19 protein-coding genes and 1 pseudogene are annotated in these 17,133 nt (G+C 63.7%); 10 read left to right on the top strand and 10 right to left on the bottom strand.

Annotated elements, in window-relative coordinates; all coding sequences use genetic code 11:
- The first annotated feature begins 100 nt into the window (after positions 1 to 100).
- From modA to modC, 3 genes are read left to right on the top strand one after another with little or no spacing between them, the layout of a single operon-like run.
- Entirely contained in the window at positions 101 to 886 is a 786-nt protein-coding gene (modA, locus tag JJE66_RS12900) for a molybdate ABC transporter substrate-binding protein (protein WP_200514630.1), read from the top strand.
- Between the two features lie 27 nt (positions 887 to 913).
- Positions 914 to 1,609 (top strand): molybdate ABC transporter permease subunit, encoded by a 696-nt coding sequence (gene modB, locus JJE66_RS12895; protein WP_200514629.1) that lies wholly within the window; start codon positions 914 to 916, stop codon positions 1,607 to 1,609.
- A 2-nt stretch (positions 1,610 to 1,611) separates the two neighbouring features.
- The gene (modC, locus tag JJE66_RS12890; RefSeq protein ID WP_200514628.1) at positions 1,612 to 2,274 is read left to right on the top strand and encodes a molybdenum ABC transporter ATP-binding protein; all 663 of its coding nucleotides are present in this window, start codon (positions 1,612 to 1,614) and stop codon (positions 2,272 to 2,274) included.
- A gap of 43 nt (positions 2,275 to 2,317) precedes the next feature.
- Here the strand turns inward: modC and JJE66_RS12885 are convergent, their stop codons facing one another.
- Both JJE66_RS12885 and JJE66_RS12880 read right to left on the bottom strand, forming a co-directional pair.
- On the bottom strand, positions 2,318 to 2,578 hold the full coding sequence (locus JJE66_RS12885) for a PepSY domain-containing protein (protein ID WP_200514627.1): 261 nt from the start codon (positions 2,576 to 2,578) through the stop codon (positions 2,318 to 2,320).
- Positions 2,579 to 2,814: 236 nt separating this feature from the next.
- Positions 2,815 to 4,608 carry a potassium/proton antiporter gene (locus JJE66_RS12880; RefSeq protein ID WP_200514626.1) on the bottom strand — a complete coding sequence of 598 codons (1,794 nt, stop codon included), beginning with the start codon at positions 4,606 to 4,608 and terminating at the stop codon, positions 2,815 to 2,817.
- 452 nt (positions 4,609 to 5,060) lie between these two features.
- Here JJE66_RS12880 and JJE66_RS12875 point away from each other — a divergent pair, with 452 nt between their 5' ends.
- Together JJE66_RS12875 and map are read left to right on the top strand one after the other, a co-directional pair.
- A complete protein-coding gene (locus tag JJE66_RS12875) occupies positions 5,061 to 6,371 on the top strand; it encodes a mechanosensitive ion channel family protein (RefSeq protein ID WP_200514625.1) in 1,311 nt (436 codons plus the stop codon).
- A gap of 116 nt (positions 6,372 to 6,487) precedes the next feature.
- Positions 6,488 to 7,306 carry a type I methionyl aminopeptidase gene (gene map / locus JJE66_RS12870; RefSeq protein ID WP_200514624.1) on the top strand — a complete coding sequence of 273 codons (819 nt, stop codon included), beginning with the start codon at positions 6,488 to 6,490 and terminating at the stop codon, positions 7,304 to 7,306.
- 38 nt (positions 7,307 to 7,344) lie between these two features.
- Here map and JJE66_RS12865 read toward each other — a convergent pair whose 3' ends face one another.
- A complete protein-coding gene (locus JJE66_RS12865; protein ID WP_200514623.1) occupies positions 7,345 to 9,021 on the bottom strand; it encodes a GON domain-containing protein in 1,677 nt (558 codons plus the stop codon).
- Positions 9,022 to 9,075: 54 nt separating this feature from the next.
- Entirely contained in the window at positions 9,076 to 10,002 is a 927-nt protein-coding gene (locus tag JJE66_RS12860) for a hypothetical protein (RefSeq protein WP_200514622.1), read from the bottom strand.
- Positions 10,003 to 10,222: 220 nt separating this feature from the next.
- Between JJE66_RS12860 and JJE66_RS12855 the strand changes: the two are divergent.
- Positions 10,223 to 10,576 (top strand): annotated as a pseudogene (locus JJE66_RS12855) (M24 family metallopeptidase); the annotation flags it as partial.
- A gap of 34 nt (positions 10,577 to 10,610) precedes the next feature.
- Here the strand turns inward: JJE66_RS12855 and JJE66_RS12850 are convergent.
- Positions 10,611 to 10,793 carry a helix-turn-helix domain-containing protein gene (locus tag JJE66_RS12850; RefSeq protein ID WP_311979908.1) on the bottom strand — a complete coding sequence of 61 codons (183 nt, stop codon included), beginning with the start codon at positions 10,791 to 10,793 and terminating at the stop codon, positions 10,611 to 10,613.
- A gap of 182 nt (positions 10,794 to 10,975) precedes the next feature.
- Here JJE66_RS12850 and JJE66_RS12845 point away from each other — a divergent pair, with 182 nt between their 5' ends.
- The 3 genes from JJE66_RS12845 to JJE66_RS12835 are packed head-to-tail and all read left to right on the top strand — an operon-like array spanning position 10,976 to position 13,420.
- Positions 10,976 to 11,812, top strand: a complete 837-nt coding sequence (locus JJE66_RS12845) for an intradiol ring-cleavage dioxygenase (RefSeq protein WP_200514621.1) — start codon at positions 10,976 to 10,978, stop codon at positions 11,810 to 11,812.
- A 58-nt stretch (positions 11,813 to 11,870) separates the two neighbouring features.
- Complete coding sequence (radC, locus tag JJE66_RS12840; protein ID WP_200515346.1) at positions 11,871 to 12,602, top strand: RadC family protein; 732 nt, start codon at positions 11,871 to 11,873, stop codon at positions 12,600 to 12,602.
- A gap of 26 nt (positions 12,603 to 12,628) precedes the next feature.
- Complete coding sequence (locus tag JJE66_RS12835) at positions 12,629 to 13,420, top strand: DUF4239 domain-containing protein (RefSeq protein ID WP_200514620.1); 792 nt, start codon at positions 12,629 to 12,631, stop codon at positions 13,418 to 13,420.
- 25 nt (positions 13,421 to 13,445) lie between these two features.
- Here the strand turns inward: JJE66_RS12835 and JJE66_RS12830 are convergent, their stop codons facing one another.
- Both JJE66_RS12830 and JJE66_RS12825 read right to left on the bottom strand, forming a co-directional pair.
- Positions 13,446 to 13,832, bottom strand: coding sequence for a VOC family protein (locus JJE66_RS12830; protein WP_200514619.1), 387 nt, complete (start codon positions 13,830 to 13,832; stop codon positions 13,446 to 13,448).
- A 23-nt stretch (positions 13,833 to 13,855) separates the two neighbouring features.
- On the bottom strand, positions 13,856 to 14,437 hold the full coding sequence (locus tag JJE66_RS12825) for a TetR/AcrR family transcriptional regulator (RefSeq protein ID WP_200514618.1): 582 nt from the start codon (positions 14,435 to 14,437) through the stop codon (positions 13,856 to 13,858).
- 160 nt (positions 14,438 to 14,597) lie between these two features.
- Between JJE66_RS12825 and JJE66_RS12820 the strand changes: the two genes are divergently transcribed.
- Positions 14,598 to 15,023 (top strand): Tautomerase enzyme, encoded by a 426-nt coding sequence (locus JJE66_RS12820; protein WP_200514617.1) that lies wholly within the window; start codon positions 14,598 to 14,600, stop codon positions 15,021 to 15,023.
- Between the two features lie 61 nt (positions 15,024 to 15,084).
- Here the strand turns inward: JJE66_RS12820 and JJE66_RS12815 are convergent, their stop codons facing one another.
- From JJE66_RS12815 to JJE66_RS12805, 3 genes are all read right to left on the bottom strand, one after another.
- Positions 15,085 to 15,390: a YMGG-like glycine zipper-containing protein gene (locus JJE66_RS12815; RefSeq protein ID WP_200514616.1), complete on the bottom strand. Its 306-nt coding sequence runs from the start codon at positions 15,388 to 15,390 to the stop codon at positions 15,085 to 15,087.
- A gap of 160 nt (positions 15,391 to 15,550) precedes the next feature.
- A complete protein-coding gene (locus JJE66_RS12810; protein ID WP_200514615.1) occupies positions 15,551 to 15,925 on the bottom strand; it encodes a hypothetical protein in 375 nt (124 codons plus the stop codon).
- Between the two features lie 83 nt (positions 15,926 to 16,008).
- Positions 16,009 to 16,986: an alpha/beta fold hydrolase gene (locus JJE66_RS12805; protein ID WP_200514614.1), complete on the bottom strand. Its 978-nt coding sequence runs from the start codon at positions 16,984 to 16,986 to the stop codon at positions 16,009 to 16,011.
- Positions 16,987 to 17,133 lie beyond the last annotated feature (147 nt).

Raw genomic sequence — 17,133 nt, 5'->3', positions numbered from 1 at the left:
CAAGGCCCCGTGGAACAGCGCTTCCGCCCATCGCAAGCCAGACCCACAGAACGCCAGTTGCGCGTGCGATTTTGCGCGCGGGCTCGCACGGAGCGCATCCATGATTCGTATTGCTGGACTTTTCACCGCTTTCGTGATCCTCGCAGGCGCGAGCCTTTCGCCCGCCGCCGCTGAGGACAAGACCATCACCGTGTTCGCCGCCGCCTCGATGAAGAACGCGCTCGACGCGGTCGATGCCGCCTACACCGCCAAGACCGGCGTCAAGGTGACGGCGAGCTACGCCGCGAGCTCGGTGCTCGCCAGGCAGATCGAGCAGGGCGCGCCGGCCGACGTGTTCGTCTCCGCCGACACCGACTGGATGGACTACGTAACCTCCAAGAAGACCATCAACGAGCCGACCCGCGTCAATCTGCTCGGCAACAGCATCGTGCTGATCGCGCCGAAGGATTCGAAAATCGACAACGTCACCATCGCGCAGGGCTTCGATCTTGCGAAACTCGCCGGCGACGGCAGGATCGCGACCGGCGACGTCAAGTCGGTGCCGGTCGGCAAATACGCCAAGGCGGCGTTGGAGAAGCTCGGCGCCTGGACCGCCGCGGAGCCAAAATTCGCCATGGCCGAGAGCGTGCGCGCCGCGCTGACGCTGGTCGCCCGCGGCGAGGCCAATCTCGGCATCGTCTATTCCACCGACGCCAAGGTCGAGCCCGGCGTCAAGATCGTCGGCACCTTCCCGGAAAATTCGCATCCCGCGATCATCTATCCGGTTGCAGCGACCACGACCGCGAAGCCCGAGACGAACGACTATCTCGCCTTCCTGCGCACCTCGGCCGCCAAGACCATTCTGGAAAAATACGGTTTTAAGTTCCTGATCAGCCCGACCACGTAATCTTCGCGACCTGATATTTGCGACTCGATGCTCGACATCTCTCCCACGGAATGGACGGCGATCCTGCTCTCGCTCAGGGTCGCCGTCATCGCTACGCTGGTGGCAACGCCGTTCGGCATTGCGCTGGCATGGCTGCTCGCGCGGCGTGACTTCTGGGGTAAATCGTTTCTCGACGCGATCGTGCATCTGCCGTTGGTGCTACCGCCGGTCGTCACCGGTTATCTCCTTCTTCTCACCTTTGGCCGTCGCGGCCTCGTCGGCGCCTTTCTCGCCGATCATCTCGGCATCGTTTTCGCGTTCCGCTGGACTGGCGCGGCGCTCGCCAGCGGTGTGATGTCTTTTCCCTTGCTGGTGCGCCCGATACGGCTGTCGATCGAGGCGATCGACCGCCGGCTCGAGCAGGCCGCGGAGACGCTTGGCGCCGCGCCCTTCAAGGTGTTCTTCACGGTGACGCTGCCTTTGGCGTTGCCCGGCGTGCTGGCCGGCATGGTGCTCGGCTTTGCCAAAGCGATCGGCGAGTTCGGCGCCACCATCACCTTCGTCTCCAACATTCCCGGCGAGACCCAGACGATTTCGTCGGCGATCTATTCGCTGATCCAGACCCCGGATGGCGACGCCGCCGCGGCGCGGCTCGTGATGGTTTCGGTCGGGCTCGCGATCGGCGCCTTGATCGCCGCCGAATGGTTCGCCCGCCGCGCCACCGCGCGCCTGCACGGGAACTGACCATGCTGCAGGTCAATGTCGAAAAGAAGCTCGGCGAGTTTTCGCTCCAGGCATCCTTCGAGAGTGAAGGCCGCGTCACCGGCCTGTTCGGCGCGTCCGGCGCCGGCAAGAGCTCGCTGATCAACATGATCGCCGGGCTGTTACGGCCCGACCGCGGCACCATCGTCATCGACGGCGAAGTTGTCGACGACACCGCCGCCGGCGTTCATGTGCCGACATGGCGCCGCCGCATCGGCTACGTGTTTCAGGACGCGCGGCTGTTTCCGCATCTCAATGTCGGACAGAATCTCGACTATGGAAGGCGGATGAACCGCCTCGCCCCCGATCCGGCTCAGCGCACGCGCGTCGTCGATCTCCTCGACATCGGCGCCCTTCTCGATCGCCGTCCCGGAAAACTCTCCGGCGGCGAGCGCCAGCGCGTCGCGCTCGGCCGCGCACTGCTGTCAAAGCCGCGCCTGCTGCTGCTCGACGAACCGCTCGGCGCGCTCGACGAGGCCCGCAAGCTCGAGATCCTGCCCTATCTGGTGCGACTGCGCGACGAGGCCAATATCCCGATGGTCTATGTCAGCCACGACGTGGCCGAATTGCGCCAGCTCGCAACGCAGATCGTGATGCTCAGGCAGGGCCGGGTGACATCGTTTGGCGGGGTCAAGGTGCTGACGTAGCCGCAAGGCGGATCGCTTTTCGGCGACCCGCCTCGCTCGTCACTTACCAGCCGCGATCGACGTTGCGCACGTCTCCGGTTCGGGCGTCGACGTCGACCTCCATCCAGCGGCCGCGGTGATCGCGGCCCTCGATCTGCCATTCGTCGCCGGCGAACTCGGTATGCGAAATCGTCATGACGCCGATGTCGGTCGCGACGTCCAGCGCGGCCTGCATCGAGATCTGATCGCCCGTGTCATAAGCCATCGCCGGTGCCGACGCTCCCAAACCGATCGCGACGATGGCGGACAAGATGAGGTTTCGCATGGGTTGCTCCTGTCAGACGCGTTTTACCGTTACGCGGCTAAGAACGGATAACGAAGCAGAGCGTTCCGGAACCGGGAGTCACGAAGCCGCGCAAATCTTCGGTGGTTGCGGCGATTTGGTGGCGGTTCCTCGTCATTCCAGGCCGCCGAAGGACGAGCCCTGAATCCATTGCACCACGCGTTCAATGGAGAGATGGATTCCGTGCTCACGCTGCGCGCGCCCCGGAATGACGGAGACTAAACCCCCGCCACCGACGTCCAGATCTCCGCGAGCTTGCGCCGTAGCGCCTGCGTGCGCGTCAGCGGCGCGGGTGTCTCGTCCTCTTCCGGCAGGCGGAGGCCAACGAGATTGACGCGGCCACCGGAGATGCTGCGCGCGACGAGCACGATCTCACCCAACGCGAGCTCGGCGCCTTCCTTCGGCGCGCGGTCGAGATGGACGTCGAAATAGTCGGCGAGGGTCAGCTTGCTCTCGTCGTCGGCGGCCTTCACGCCGTAGATCTCGGCGAGTTCGGCGAGCGTGTGCTCGCCGGAGACCATGAAGTCGCCGAGCAGATGCGGATCTGGCGCCGAGCTCGGCTGCATGTCGACGAAGAAACGGTCGAGCGCCTCGGCTTTTTCCGGCGGCGCCAGCAGATAGATGTAATCGCCAGGCGCAACCGGCTCGGCTTCCACCGGCGTCAGGATGCTCTCCTTGCGGATCACCAGCGTCGGCTTGGACCAGGACGGGATCAGCCCGCGGCGGAAATACAGGCTCTTTGGCCGCACCGGATAGCCGACCAGCTGCTGCTCGAGCTGGCCCGGCAGATCCAGCTCGATGCGGCGCGGGCCACGCTCGGCGCGCGGCAGCGCCACGTGCAGCTTGCGCGCGGCCGGCGCCAGCGTCCAGCCTTGCAGCAGCAGCGAAATGATCACGACGACGAAGGCGACGTCGAAATAGAGATAGGCCTTCGACAGGCCCACCAGCATCGGGATCGACGCCAGGAAGATCGCGACGGCACCGCGCAGGCCCGTCCAGGCAATGAAGATCTTTTCGCGCCAGTTGAAACGGAACGGCGCCAGGCACACGAACACCGCGATCGGCCGCGCCACCAGCATCAGGACGAAGGCGACACCGATCGCCGGCAGCACGCTGGAGCCGAGCCGGCTCGGCGACACCAGAAGGCCGAGCAGCACGAACATCACGATCTGCGCCAGCCAGGTCGCGGCGTCGAGAAACGCCACCACCGAATTATGCGCGCGCGTCGGCCGGTTGCCGATGATGATGCCGGCGAGATACACGGCCAGGAATCCGGAGGCATGCATGATCTGCGAGCCGCCGAAGATCACGAGCGCCGCAGTTGTCACGAAAGGCGCGTGCAGCCCCTGCGGCAACGCCACTTGATTGAGCCCGACGACGACGAGACGTCCGCCGACCACGCCGACGACGGCGCCCAGCACCGCCTCCTGGACGAACTCCATCGCCACATGGCCGGGCGAGCTCGCCCCCAGCGAGATGTATTCGACCAGCATCAGGGTGAGGAAGATCGCGAAGGGATCGTTGGTGCCGGATTCCGCTTCCAGCGTCGCACCGACCCGCGGGCGCAGGCGCAGGCCCTGGGTGTGCACCAGCAGAAACACGGCGGCCGCGTCGGTCGACGCGACCACGGCGCCGACCAGCAGCGCCTCCGTCCAGTTGAGGTCGAGTGCGTATTTCGCGACCGGCGCCGTGATCAGCGCGGTCAGGAGCACGCCGACGGTGGCGAGCACCACGGAGGGCGCGAGCACGGTGCGAATGCTGGCAAAGCGAGTCTTCAGGCCGCCGTCGAACAGGATCAGGGCCAGTGCTACCGAGCCAACCAGATAGGTCGTGCCGACGTCGTTGAACTGGAGCTGGCCCGGACCCGAATCACCCGCCAGCATGCCGATCGCGAGGAAGACCAGCAGCAGCGGCGCACCAAAGCGCAGCGCAAGCAGGCTCGACAGGATACCGGCCATGACCAGGACGGCGCCGAGCAATATGGCGAGACTGAAGGAGTCGAGGGAAGCCATGCGGTGCTGCGGTTACTCCAAGAGATCGACGAGTTCAGTCAGGGGGCCACCGGCCGGGCACTCCCTCGCCCCGCTTGCGGGGAGAGGGTGGGGTGAGGGGGAGCCTCCGCGGGGGCGGTGACAGTGGGACTCGCGGAGGGTCCCCCTCACCCGAAATTCAAGCTGCGCTCGAATTTCGACCTCTCCCCGCAAGCGGGGCGAGGTGAAGTGTGCCGCGATCGACGGATTTGCCCATCTCAAAACATGTATTCCAGCATCCTTATCGTCGCAGCACCGGCGCGCCAACCCATTTTCGCCCGCTCGCGGCAATCTGCCGGTATTTTGCGGCCTTAACGCGCTTCACTTCGCAGTGTATCGATGGTCCGGCCGCGGCCTTTGTGGGATTCTGCGGCGCTCTCGAATCAAACCCTCCTGCCCGCTCCCGACGAGATTTGCCCAACGAGACTTGCCCGATGGACATCAAAGACTTCATGGAGTTCGTGCAGACCACCGCGCGCAGCGTCGGGGCGGAAATCTCCTCGCCCTGGTTCTACCTGCAGTTCGGCCTCATTCTGGCGGCGGCCGGGATTGCCTATGCGGCGGAAGCCGCCATCCGCAACCGCGTCGACATGAGCTCGCTGGCCATGCGCTGGCCGCTGCCGCTCCGGCACTTCGCCCGCGTGATGGTCTCCAGCGCCTCGGCCGCGGTGTTCACCCTGCTCGTGATCATCTCCCGCGTGGCGATGTATCACGCAACTTGGCCGAGCCGCAGCTATCTCCTGATGGTCGCCGCCAAGCTGGGCCTGGCTTGGCTCGCGATCAGGCTCGTGACCTCGGTGCTGCGCAACGCCTTCATCGTCAAGCTAGTATCGATCACGGCGTGGTTTGTCGCCGCGCTGTCGATCCTCGGCCAGCTCGATACCAGCGTCGACCTGCTCGACTCCTACGCGATTGTGCTCGGCGGGTTGCGGCTGACGCCGCTGCTGGTGCTCAAGGCCGGCGCGCTCTTGATCATTGCGCTGTGGCTCACCAACATCGCCAGCAATTTCGCCGAGAGCAAGATCAACTCGGCGACCGACCTGACGCCATCGATCCAGGTGCTGCTGGTCAAGATCATCCGCATCGGGCTGCTTGCGGTCGCGATCGTGATCGCGCTCGGCACGGTCGGCATCGACCTCTCGGCGCTCGCGGTGTTCTCCGGCGCGGTCGGCGTCGGTATCGGTATCGGCCTGCAGAAGATCGTCGCCAACTTCATCTCCGGCATCATCCTGCTCGCCGACAAATCGGTGAAGCCGGGCGATCTCGTCACCATCGGCGACAATACCGGCCGCATCAGCGCGATGAAGACGCGATATATTTCCGTCGCCGCCGGTGACGGCCGCGAATTCCTGGTGCCGAACGAAGACCTGGTGACGCAGAAGGTCGTCAACTGGACTTACACCGACAAGAACACGCTGGTGAAGATCGCCTTCGGCACCAATTACGACGCTGATCCAAGGCTGGTCTGCAAGCTCGCCATCGAGACCGCGTCCGGCCATCCCCGCGCGCAGAAGGGCAAGCCGCCGAACAGCATTTTGACCGAGTTCGCCGAGGCCGGCATGAAGTTCTCGCTGACCTTCTGGATCGCGGACCCCGACGGCATGGACAACGTCAAGAGCGACGTGATGCTGGCGCTGTGGGACGCCTTCAAGCGCGAGGGCATCCGGGTTCCCTACCCCGTTCGCGAAATCCGCGTCCGCGGCGGTGCGCTGCCGGTCGAAACCACCGTAGAAGTCCCGAATTAGGCCGCTTTCGCGGTGCAAGGTAGGTACCCTTAACTTGCAAGAAAGTCCGCGATCATTAGATTAGGGCCTGAAATCAAGCCCTTCCACCGACATCGAGCCGCAAAGACGCCACCCGCATGAGCTACGTCGAAGCTACCGATACCTCCCTGCGCAAGACCGGACAGATCAAGCTGCATGGCCCGAGCGCCTTTGTCGGAATGCGCAAGGCGGGCGCGCTGGTGGCGAAGTGCCTCGACGAGCTCACCGACATCGTCGGCCCTGGCGTGCCGACCGAGCGCATCGACGAGTTCGTCCGCGAGTTCGCCTTCAGCCATAATGCCTATCCGGCGACGCTGATGTATCGCGGCTACCGCTACTCGACCTGCACCTCGCTCAACCACGTGGTCTGCCACGGCATGCCCGGCGATCGTCCGCTCAAGGAAGGCGACATCGTCAATATCGACGTCACCTTCATCGTCGACGGCTGGTACGGCGATTCCAGCCGGATGTATGCGGTCGGCCCGATCGCGCGCAAGGCGGAGCGGCTGATCGAAGTGACGTATGAAGCGATGATGCGCGGCATCGCCGCCGTGAAGCCCGGCGCCACCACCGGCGACATCGGCCACGCCATCCAGAGTTTCGTCGAGCCGCAGGGCATGAGCGTGGTGCGCGATTTCTGCGGCCATGGCTTGGGCCGCATGTTCCACGACGAGCCGAACATCATCCATATCGGCCGTCCCGGAGAAGGCGTGCAGCTCAAGCCCGGCATGTTCTTCACCATCGAGCCGATGATCAATCTCGGCAAGCCGCACGTGAAGATCCTCTCCGACGGCTGGACCGCGGTCACCCGCGACCGCTCACTGTCGGCGCAGTTCGAGCATTCCGTCGGCGTCACGGCGACGGGCGTCGAGATCTTCACGCTGTCGGAGCGGCACGGCGAGAAGCAGATCGGGTGATCTGTATCCCGGGTCAATGTACGGTTTTCGGTCGAGAACTACGTGGCTCGGCTTGGACCGTCGTACTTGAGGATCAACCGATTCACCCCGCCAACGGCAGGCCCCCAGCCGCTGCATCTACCTCTCGCAGCATAAGCCGCGGTCTGGCCGGTGGCGGGAGCCATCATATGCCCTGTGTCATTGTAGGAGTTAAGGACGCCGAAACTCATCGAGGGGTGAAAGACGAAGGGCGTGCCGGTAATATCGACATTGGCGTAGGCGAAATCGGCCGCATCACCCCCGCATTGGCTCGCCGAACCGAAAGCAATCTCGGTGTAGTGCGCCGTGGGCCCGCCAGTACTAGTCGACCCGAAAAAGTCCTTGATATCGACTTCGAGTGTATGTGGATCAATCCGAATACGCTCCCACCGCGTGACCACGTCCGTGCCTGTATAGCCGGGATAGTCGCCGCCGACATTGTCCCCCCTCAGCATGGAGGTGTTGGGCTGCTGGAGGGTTAAATACTCCCGCGGCGTGTCGGCCATCCGGCAGTAGAGCTTGACTCGCTTCGTGCGGTCGCCACCGAGCCAGAGATCGTATTCGCCATCCGGCGCCGAAGCGTTGGCCGCCAGGATGTCCTTGGCGCAGGAGGGAAGCCCTTCGCGCCAATGCGGCAAGCGGGCTCGGAAGTCGTCTGGGTCACGCGCCACGTTTGCCGGCTTCAGGTTCAGGCTGTTGATCGGGTCGCTGACGAGATCCATAAAGCCCTGGTCCAGCTTGGCGGCCTCCTGCTCAATCTCCGAGCGCAGATCCGCGAGGTCGACGCTATCGGCTCGCTCGAAAGCGACGAGGTTCGCTCGCACGTAGTCGACATCGTTCAACAGCGCATCGTACTTCTCACGCCAACCCTGGAAGGCCGTAAGGGTCGATCCTGCTGCGGATAACGACGGATAATTGTCGACGGCTGCCGGCCAGTTTTGGATCCCGTCATAGCTCTGTACTTCCAAGGCGCGTGTCACCGGGGATTTCGCGATCTGAGCCGGGAAATCGAGCAAGGCCTTGAAGAGGGTGTCCGCATCGATCTGATCGAACTTCCAGTCGCCCCCCGCTTGGTAGATATGGGCCGTGACGCGGCGGGATTTTTGCAAGGTGTTCAAGGTCGCCTTGAAACTGGCCTGGGCAGACCATGTGGCGCCGCTGGCCGAGGCCTCGGCCGTCAGCTTGGCCTTGTCGTCGAGGCTGTGCGTTTCGATCTCGACGATGAAGTTGAGGGTGCCCCCCTTGACACTACCTGTGACGAACTGATCGCCGTAGGCCTGTCGGAAGCGCTTTAGATCCGAGGGCAGCTTGAACCAAGTGAGTATCTCGGGAGCGAGACGTAGCCGGGCGAGCTCGCCTGCCAGATAGCCCGTTCGCGTGAGTTCGACATCGACCATGCCGACCATGAAAAGGCTGTAGGAGTTGGCGCTGATCGTTCGCGAATAGTCCGCCGAGACGCGGCCTGAAAACGCCCCGACGCCGAAGCTCGCCTGAGCCGAGACTTCCAGCGTTTTCGCGATATCGCTGGAGTCCTCGACAAGTTTCGAGAAGAAGCGCGTCGTAGACCCAGGCACGGCCTGAACAGCCACATTCGGTATCGTAGCGGGGTCGAAGGGCGTACCGGCCAAGTCAGCGTTGAAAAAATCAATTCCTCGGCCGATATCGGTATCCGCCATGCCCGGCAAGACGATCATCATGTATTGTTTTCCTTTGTAAACTGATGCCTGAAAGATTCGCCGCGGCCGGTTGGGTCATCGCAGCAGTGACTCGTCGAACTGGTATTCGATCACGGCGTGGTCGGATCGATTGAACGTCCACTCTGCCTGCTTTTCGATGTGGGCAGGACGTGCTTGGTCACCCAAGTAGCCCGCACGTTTGCTCGCCGTCCAGCCGTGCCCGATATTGTGCGGATCGCACCAAAATCCCCAATCCAATTGCTTGCCGCTCTGATGGGTTGCCACACCTACGCCTAGATCGCAAAGCCCCCATTTGTCTGTTCCGAGCTTGGGGAGCAGGGTCTTAACCTCTTGTCGGGCACCGGAATCGAGCAGGTCGATGTTCATGTCGCCGGCTGCCAGGACGGTCCTGTTGTTGTCTGCACGGACACTCTCGCCAACCCATTTGATGAGATCTGAAAAATCCTCGAGCGCAACCTTGCTATTCGCTGTCTGGTGAACCGAAACGACTTGTATTGTTCTCAGGCCGTTCTTGCCCGTTAAGTTGAAGTCATGAACGCAAAAGTTGCGCTTTGTGTCTTCGCGGCCCTCGCCAAAAGCGATGCTGCTGCTGCTGCAATTCAGATTGGTGATCAGTGCCGCGGAGCAGCGGCTATTGGTGTTGCTCCTGACGTTAGCGACCCAGGGCCACCATGCGGCCTTGCTGAAAGTGGCGTTGTCGGGCTTTCTATCCAGAAAGGTTCTCAGCCTACCGTTGAGCACGCTCTCGCTTTGCGGGTTTCGGCCGAAATCCTGGTTGCTTTGTCCAGGGTCATAGAGATAGCCAGAGTTCATAGTCACATCGCCATTGGGGATCCAAGGCGCCCAGCCCGCCTCCGTCAACATCAGCGCGAACCTCTCGTCGACACCGTTGCGGTGCCGTGGATAATTTGCGTTGTCCGACAGGAAGTGCGGGAAAGTCTCGTACTTGGCCCCTTCCGAATTCCAGGCGTAGATGATCATTGGAAGCCCTCCCCGACCGCACGATCCTTCAAGTCTGATCGACTGGCAACTACAACGGGAATTATGCGCAATCTTTTCCGTGAAAGTTTTCCAGCGGCCTCAAATGGCGGCGTTTGACGTCCGCGACGTTAGCTGGCGCTACATTCTCTGGCTGTATAAATATTTTTGCGACCGAGAAAGGCCGCGCGCATGGCGAAGCTCATGCCGATGCTCATCGTGCGCCACCACCGGCGACATCGGCCACGCCATCCAGAGTTTCGTCGAGCCGCAGGGCATGAGCGTGGTGCGCGATTTCTGCGGCCATGGCTTGGGCCGCATGTTCCACGACGAGCCGAACATCATCCATATCGGCCGTCCCGGCGAAGGCGTGCAGCTCAAGCCCGGCATGTTCTTCACCATCGAGCCGATGATCAATCTCGGCAAGCCGCATGTGAAGATCCTTTCCGACGGCTGGACCGCGGTCACCCGCGACCGCTCGCTGTCGGCACAGTTCGAGCATTCCGTCGGCGTCACGGCGACGGGCGTCGAGATTTTTACGCTATCGGAGCGGCACGGCGAGAAGCAGATCGGGTGATTGCGAACTGAATTTCCTTTCCTGCCATCGCCACCTATCGCTTGCGGCGGAATGACGACGGCGGCCGCTTGTAGGTCGCGGCGACAGCGTCATTGAAGCGGCGAACACTGCCAAACCCGGCGGCGAAGGCGATCTCCGCCAAGGTCATATCGGTCCCGTCGATCAGGCGCTTGGCCTCCTGCACACGCCGGGTTGCCGCGAGCTGCTCGGCGAGGATTTTACCTGGTCAACACTCGTGGGAATGACGCTCATCGTCGTCGGGGGCATTGCCGTCGCCGTGCCGCTGCCGCCGCGACACGGCGAGAAACAGGTCGGCTGATTGTCGTCACCTTCGCGGCCTGATCTTGCCATCCTGCTTGCCGATGACGATCTCACGTCAAACGAGACAGGAGAGACGAAGTGAGCGCATCGACGCGCCGTGGCTTTCTCGGATTCATGTCGGCCAGCGCCGCGGGCCTGCTACCGGGCCGCGCGGCGGCCGCGTCCGTTGCGGCGGACGCCGAGCCCGCCTGCATCCTGACGCCGCAGGCGGAGGAAGGGCCGTTCTATTCCGATCCGAAGCTGGTGCGATCTGACATCGCCGAGGGCAAGCCCGGCGTGCCGCTGACATTGCGATTGCGCGTGATCGAGGCCGGATCGTGCACGGCGATCCCTGACGCGCGGGTCGACATCTGGCATTGCGATGCCAAGGGGCTCTATTCGGCCTTTCCCGGCCAGAGCGACGACCACAACGTCGATGCGACCGGCAAGACGTTCCTGCGTGGCACGCAAACGACCGACGGCGCCGGCTGGGTCGGCTTCGACACCATCTATCCCGGCTGGTATGACGGCCGCACCACGCATGTCCATTTCAAGGTGTTTCTCGGCGACCGCACGGTGCTGACCGGGCAGACCTTCCTGCCGGATGCGCTGAACGAGTTCATCTACACCAACGTCCCCGACTACGGCGACCGCGCGCGGCAGCGCATGGTGATCAACGCCAACGACCACGTCATCGAACGTAGCGATCCCGAACATCGCGCCTTCTGCGCGGTGAAGGAGGAGCGCGACCGCTACGTCGCGACGCTGACACTTGGTGTCGACCGCCGCGCCGATGCCACCGTCGGACGCGCGGGGCCACCGCCACCGGGCATGCGCGGTGGTCCGCCGCCCGGAGGTATGGCCGGGCCGATGTTCGGCCATCCGATCAAGGATCGGCTCGCCGCGCTGGTGCCGGGGTTGAAATCGACCCGTTGATCCGCCGCCTCAATTGACGGTTGCAAAGCCGGCGCTCGGCGGCGATGCTGTGCGCGCGATGCCAGCCAAGATCAGAACCAAGACCGACGACCCGTCCAGCAAGCCTGAGCCGTCAGAGCCGCCGCATTATCTCGGCCATCGCGAGCGGCTGCGCGAGCGCTTCTACAGCGCGGGCGCGGACGCACTCAGCGACTACGAGCTGTTGGAGATGGCGCTGTTTCCGGCGCTGCCGCGGCGCGACACGAAACCGCTTGCCAAAGCGCTGATCAAGATTTTCGGCTCGTTCGCCGAGGTCGTCCACGCTCCGGTGGCGCGGCTTCGCGAGGTCGACGGCGTCGGCGAGCCCGCGATCAACCAGCTCAAGCTGATCGCGGCGGCGGCGCGCCGCGTCGCCAAGGGCGAGGTCAACAGCCGCAACGCGCTGTCGTCCTGGAACGAGGTCATCGACTATTGCCGCACCAGCATGGCCTTTGCCGACAAGGAGCAGTTTCGCCTGCTGTTTCTGGACAAGCGCAACCAACTCATCGCCGACGAGGTGCAGCAGACCGGCACCGTCGACCACACGCCGGTCTATCCGCGCGAGGTGATCAAGCGCGCGCTGGAGCTGTCGGCGACCGCCCTCATCCTCGTGCACAACCATCCCTCGGGCGATCCCTCGCCCTCGCAAGCCGACATCCAGATGACCAAGGCGATGATCGACATCGCCAAGCCGCTCGGCATCTCGGTGCACGATCACATCATCGTCGGCAGAAACGGTCATGCCAGCCTGCGCGGGATGCGGCTGCTTTAGGCTCACGAATCACATAACAGGAACAGATGAGCGATTGGCTGCACAATTTGCCGGTGCCCTTGATGGCGCTGGTGATCTTCGGTTTCACCTATCTGCTGGCAGCAGTGGTGTTCATCTCTGTTGCGCTGGTCGCGACGGAGGAGCGCGCGAAATCGCTGAAGGCGATCTCGCCGGGCATGCTGCCGGTGCTCGGCATCATCTTCGGCCTGTTCGTCGCCTTCACCGCGGCGCAGGTCTGGGGCGACAGCGATCGCGGCGGCGCCGCGGTAAGCCGCGAGGCCAGCGCGCTTCGAAGCGCCGTGCTGCTCGCCGCCGGCCTGCCGGCGGATCAGGAAGCCAGGTTGCGCGGGCTGGTGCGTGACTATGTCGGGCAGGCCGTCGCGGTGGAATGGCCGGAGATGGCGCATCAGGAAGCATCGCTGAAGGCGACGCCGTCGGCGCTCGCCGAAGCCTTGCAGCTCGTCGTCACCATGACGCCGCAGGGTCGGGCGCAGGAGACCACGCAGCGCGAGATCCTCACCGCTCTACAGCAGGCACTGGATGCGCGGCGGCAGCGGATCATCATCAGCCTCGCCTCGGTGAATTCAGTGAAATGGTGGTGCCTGTATCTTCAGGCCTTGTGCGAGCTCTTGGTGATCGGCTTCGTCCATTGCGACAACCGCCTGGGATCGGCGATCGCGATGGGTCTGTTCGCGACTGGGGTCGCCACCTCGGTGCTGCTGATCGCGGCGCACGACCGTCCGTTCACCGGCCAGATATCGATCTCCCCGGAGCCGCTGCGCCAGATCATGCCGGAGGCGCCGGCGGGACGAAATTGATGGCGCCGGCGAGCAGTTTTCGACGCTACGAGTCCGGCAGCAAGCAGTTCAGCATCCATTGCACGCCGAAGCGGTCGGTGAGCTTGCCGTAATAGGCGCGCCAGGGCTGGATGCCGAGCGGCGTGGTGATCGTGCCGCCTTCGGCGAGACGTGCGAACAAATCCGTCGTCGCCTGCGTGTCGTCCATCATCAGAATGTGCGATGACCCGCGCATCGGCTCGGCATCGTCATTGTCGGACGCGTAGAACTGGATACCCGGTCCTTCGAACTTTGCATGAAGGACCTTGCCCTGCATCGGTCCGGCGGCGCTATGGCGGTTGATCTCGGTCACTTTGCCGAGACCACAGGCGGTGTAGAAGGCGAGCGCCGCCTCACATTGGGTCGTGAAGAAGAGATAATTCGACATCTGCATCCGCGGCGCTCCCTGCCAGCCAATCAGGTCTCGGCACAGACTTTCAGCGCAGCCGCGCGGCACGCGGAGGCGATCGCCGCGCTGACATCCTTGTCGGCGACGGCCCGGGCCATCGTGACGCCGCCGGACAGGATCGAGAGCAGCGCCCAGGCGCGCGCGCGCCGCTCCTTGGCGATGCGGCCCGGCAAACCGTCCGCGACTGCGTTCACCACCCCTTCGATCTTGGCCTCGAACACGGTCCTGATCCCGACATCGGCGCGCTGCACCTCCGAGGTCAGGCTCTGCAGTGCGCAGCTCGAACCGAGCTCGCAGACCCGCTTTTGCCCGAGATAGAAATCGACGAAGGCCACGGCCCATTTGACGCCGTGCTCGGCCCGCAGGCCTTCGACGCCTTGGCGCAGCTCTTCCAGGCCCGTCACCAGCGCAGCCTCGAAAGCCTCGCCCTTGGACGAGAAGTGGCCGTAGAACGCGCCGGAGGTGACCTCGGCTTCCTTGGCAAGACCATCGACGCCGATGCCGCCAAATCCCTGGCGGCGAAAGCCGCGGCCGGCAGCCGCGACCATGCGCGCACGGGCTTCTTCCTTGTGTCCGGACTTGTAGCGCACGACGGCACCCCTTTTATATCACGATCGATATTTTATCATTGACGGCATCGCACCTTCGTGCGAATGCAATCACGATCGTTATATAACGATCGCAACATTATCGCAAGCCGCGATCGCAGCCGGCGTTCGCGTTTGCTCACATCACGAAGGGAGCTCCACCATGCCGATCACCGTTCTCGCCACGGATGGCATCTTCAATGCTGCCGCCGAGCAAACCATGTTCGCAGAGCTGACCACCTCGTTCCTCAGGCATCATGATCTGGCGGGCAATGCGTTCCTCACGCCGAACGTGATCGGCGAGATCAGCACCGTCCCGAAAGGCCGGTCCTTTGCCGGCGGGACGTCAAACGATATCGTCGTTGTCGAATTGAAAGTCCCGTCCTTCGCGCTGGCGAGCGCCGAGCAAAAGGCGGGCTTTATCAAAGAGGCCACCGACATCGTGTTCAAGGCAGCCGAAGGCCATCATCCGCGGGAGCGAATTTTCGTCAACATGGTCTATGCAGTGGATGGCCTGTGGGGCATCGGCGGCAGGGCCTACACCAATGCCGAACTCGGCGACGCAGCGAGCCGGGCCAGCGCTGCCTAGGCGCGGACCATCGGACACAAGCGCGCCGGCGCGCTTACGACAGCGCCGGCGCGGTGTTGGTTCAGTAGCAGTAGCGAGGATCGACCGGGACGTAGCGGCCGTCCGGGCGCTGCATGTAGCAGCCGCGCTGATAGGCGTAATAGCCGGAGCGGCGACGCTCGCCCTCGGAGGCGATCGCAGCCCCCGTGCCGGCGCCGACGACCGCACCGATGGCCGCGCCGCGGCCACCACCGAGCGCGCCACCCAAGATCGCCCCACCGACACCGCCGATGATAGCGCCTCCGACAGCATCTTGCGCCACCGCGTCATGGACCGGGACGGCAACCGCGACCGCGAAACACGCTGCAATTCCAATATTTCGAAGCATCCTGCACCCTCCCAGCCACCAGACAAGTCATAGCGCTAAAAGCGGATTCAGACCAGAATAATCACCGCTGTGCGGACTGACGCGGCCTGCGATGGCGCCGGAGTCTTGGCGAGAGGGCAGATCAGACCACACCAAGCAACGTGCGCGCCGTCCGGCGTCCTCAGGGAGCGACCCAACGCTGCACGGCTTCGGCGGTATCGGCGGGCGTCGTGTTGAAACAGATGGCAGCCTGCGGCGCCAGCCGGTGAACGAGGTTGAGCACCTTCTCGAACAGCAGCAGCCGCTCCTTCGGCTCGCGCAGGCCCGCGCCGATGACGATGCAATCGAAGCGCTCGTCGCGCAGCGCCGCCGTGACGGCGGCCTCCGCAGTGACATCGAAGTCGATCAGGCAGCTCGTCACCTCATAGCCGAGACCGCGCAGCCGCAGAAGCTGAGCTTCGATATGCCCGCGCACGAGGTCCGGCGCGAGCTGCGGGGACCCGCTGTCATCCGCATTGCCTGGTTCGATGCCGATCGCAAGCACGCGCCTGGCCATCGGGATTTCCTTGCGAGACCATCTCCGTCGCTAACGGACGGCCGCCCCGCTGGTTCCGGATCGACGGCTTTGCGCGTTCACCATCAATTCCCCGTCAGGAAGTTCACCACGAGCGGATTGAGCGCCGAGGCGCATTCCTCCGGCAGCCAGTGGCCGCATGCAGGCAAAACCTCAGAATGCACGTCTGTCGCATATTCACGCAGCTGATCGCCCTCGAGCGGACCCATACCGCCGTGCCCGCCGCCGCCGATCGCCAGCACCGGCATGGTCAGCTTGGTTGTTGCGAGAGGCTTGTTGCGCCGTGCCGTTTCGTTGAGCGCACGATAATATTCGAAGCTGCCATGGAGCGTCCGCGGCTTGGCATAGGAGCGACCATAGAGATCGAGCAGTTCGGGCGTGAAGACGTCCTTGTTGGTGGCGTGGACCTTGATGAAGTGCTCGATGAAGAACCTTTCGTTTCCCGTCACCAGCCGCTCGGGGAGAAGGTCGCCGGCCGAGAAGAAGCTGAAATGCCACACCAGCGACTCGCCTTCAGGCGTGAAGGCAGGAAACTGGTAGAGCCGATCATCCGGAATCGGCGCCTCCATGTAGACGAGTTGTCGAATATCGGACTGGTGCTCGACCGCCATCGGATAGGTGTTCCAGATACCGATGTCATGCGCGACGAGGTCGAATGGCGCGTCCGGACTGAAGCTCTTCGCGAACGCATGGAGCAGCGGCGCGACGTCCTGACCGGCATAGGATTTGGGCGCATCGGAAAGGCCCAGCGCCGGCAGGTCCACCGCGACGACCGTGTGGGTTCGAGCCAGCAGCGGCATGAGCTGATGCCATTCGTACCAGCTTTGCCCAAATCCGTGGACGAGCAGCACCAGCGGCCCCTTGCCGCCCCTCACATAGTGCAGATTGACGCCTTCGATCTTGCGGAAGCCCGGCGTGAAGTCCGAAGGCACTGGAAATTCTTCCCTGGCGTTCTGTGCTCGAGCTGCCGGCGCGATGAGTGCGGCAGGAACCGCCGTGAGGGCGAGCGCGAGTGCCGCCCGCTTTACGAAGGAATTGAACATGCCTCTGGTCCTTTGGTTCGCAGTGAGGAGGTGGGCGCAAGCGCATGCGCGGCCCCGACCGAAAGCCGCGCCGGTGCGCAAGAGCTACGCTTCGATATGGCCGCGCACGAGATCCGGCGTGAGCTGCGGAAACGCGCTGTCATCCGC

The sequence above is a fragment of the Bradyrhizobium diazoefficiens genome (genome assembly GCF_016612535.1).
Lineage (GTDB): Bacteria > Pseudomonadota > Alphaproteobacteria > Rhizobiales > Xanthobacteraceae > Bradyrhizobium > Bradyrhizobium diazoefficiens_C.
The sequence above is the reverse complement of the archived record's forward strand: the minus strand, read 5'-3'. Positions and strand labels throughout refer to the sequence as shown.

What these genes read in the sequence shown, in the direction of transcription:
- modA (WP_200514630.1), top strand. Translation starts at nt 101, where the DNA reads ATGATTCGTATTGCTGGACTTTTCACCGCTTTCGTGATCCTCGCAGGC.
- modB (WP_200514629.1), top strand. Translation starts at nt 914, where the DNA reads ATGCTCGACATCTCTCCCACGGAATGGACGGCGATCCTGCTCTCGCTC.
- modC (WP_200514628.1), top strand. Translation starts at nt 1,612, where the DNA reads ATGCTGCAGGTCAATGTCGAAAAGAAGCTCGGCGAGTTTTCGCTCCAG.
- JJE66_RS12885 (WP_200514627.1), bottom strand. Translation starts at nt 2,578, where the DNA reads ATGCGAAACCTCATCTTGTCCGCCATCGTCGCGATCGGTTTGGGAGCG.
- JJE66_RS12880 (WP_200514626.1), bottom strand. Translation starts at nt 4,608, where the DNA reads ATGGCTTCCCTCGACTCCTTCAGTCTCGCCATATTGCTCGGCGCCGTC.
- JJE66_RS12875 (WP_200514625.1), top strand. Translation starts at nt 5,061, where the DNA reads ATGGACATCAAAGACTTCATGGAGTTCGTGCAGACCACCGCGCGCAGC.
- map (WP_200514624.1), top strand. Translation starts at nt 6,488, where the DNA reads ATGAGCTACGTCGAAGCTACCGATACCTCCCTGCGCAAGACCGGACAG.
- JJE66_RS12865 (WP_200514623.1), bottom strand. Translation starts at nt 9,021, where the DNA reads ATGATGATCGTCTTGCCGGGCATGGCGGATACCGATATCGGCCGAGGA.
- JJE66_RS12860 (WP_200514622.1), bottom strand. Translation starts at nt 10,002, where the DNA reads ATGATCATCTACGCCTGGAATTCGGAAGGGGCCAAGTACGAGACTTTC.
- radC (WP_200515346.1), top strand. Translation starts at nt 11,871, where the DNA reads ATGCCAGCCAAGATCAGAACCAAGACCGACGACCCGTCCAGCAAGCCT.
- JJE66_RS12835 (WP_200514620.1), top strand. Translation starts at nt 12,629, where the DNA reads ATGAGCGATTGGCTGCACAATTTGCCGGTGCCCTTGATGGCGCTGGTG.
- JJE66_RS12830 (WP_200514619.1), bottom strand. Translation starts at nt 13,832, where the DNA reads ATGCAGATGTCGAATTATCTCTTCTTCACGACCCAATGTGAGGCGGCG.
- JJE66_RS12820 (WP_200514617.1), top strand. Translation starts at nt 14,598, where the DNA reads ATGCCGATCACCGTTCTCGCCACGGATGGCATCTTCAATGCTGCCGCC.
- JJE66_RS12815 (WP_200514616.1), bottom strand. Translation starts at nt 15,390, where the DNA reads ATGCTTCGAAATATTGGAATTGCAGCGTGTTTCGCGGTCGCGGTTGCC.
- JJE66_RS12810 (WP_200514615.1), bottom strand. Translation starts at nt 15,925, where the DNA reads ATGGCCAGGCGCGTGCTTGCGATCGGCATCGAACCAGGCAATGCGGAT.
- JJE66_RS12805 (WP_200514614.1), bottom strand. Translation starts at nt 16,986, where the DNA reads ATGTTCAATTCCTTCGTAAAGCGGGCGGCACTCGCGCTCGCCCTCACG.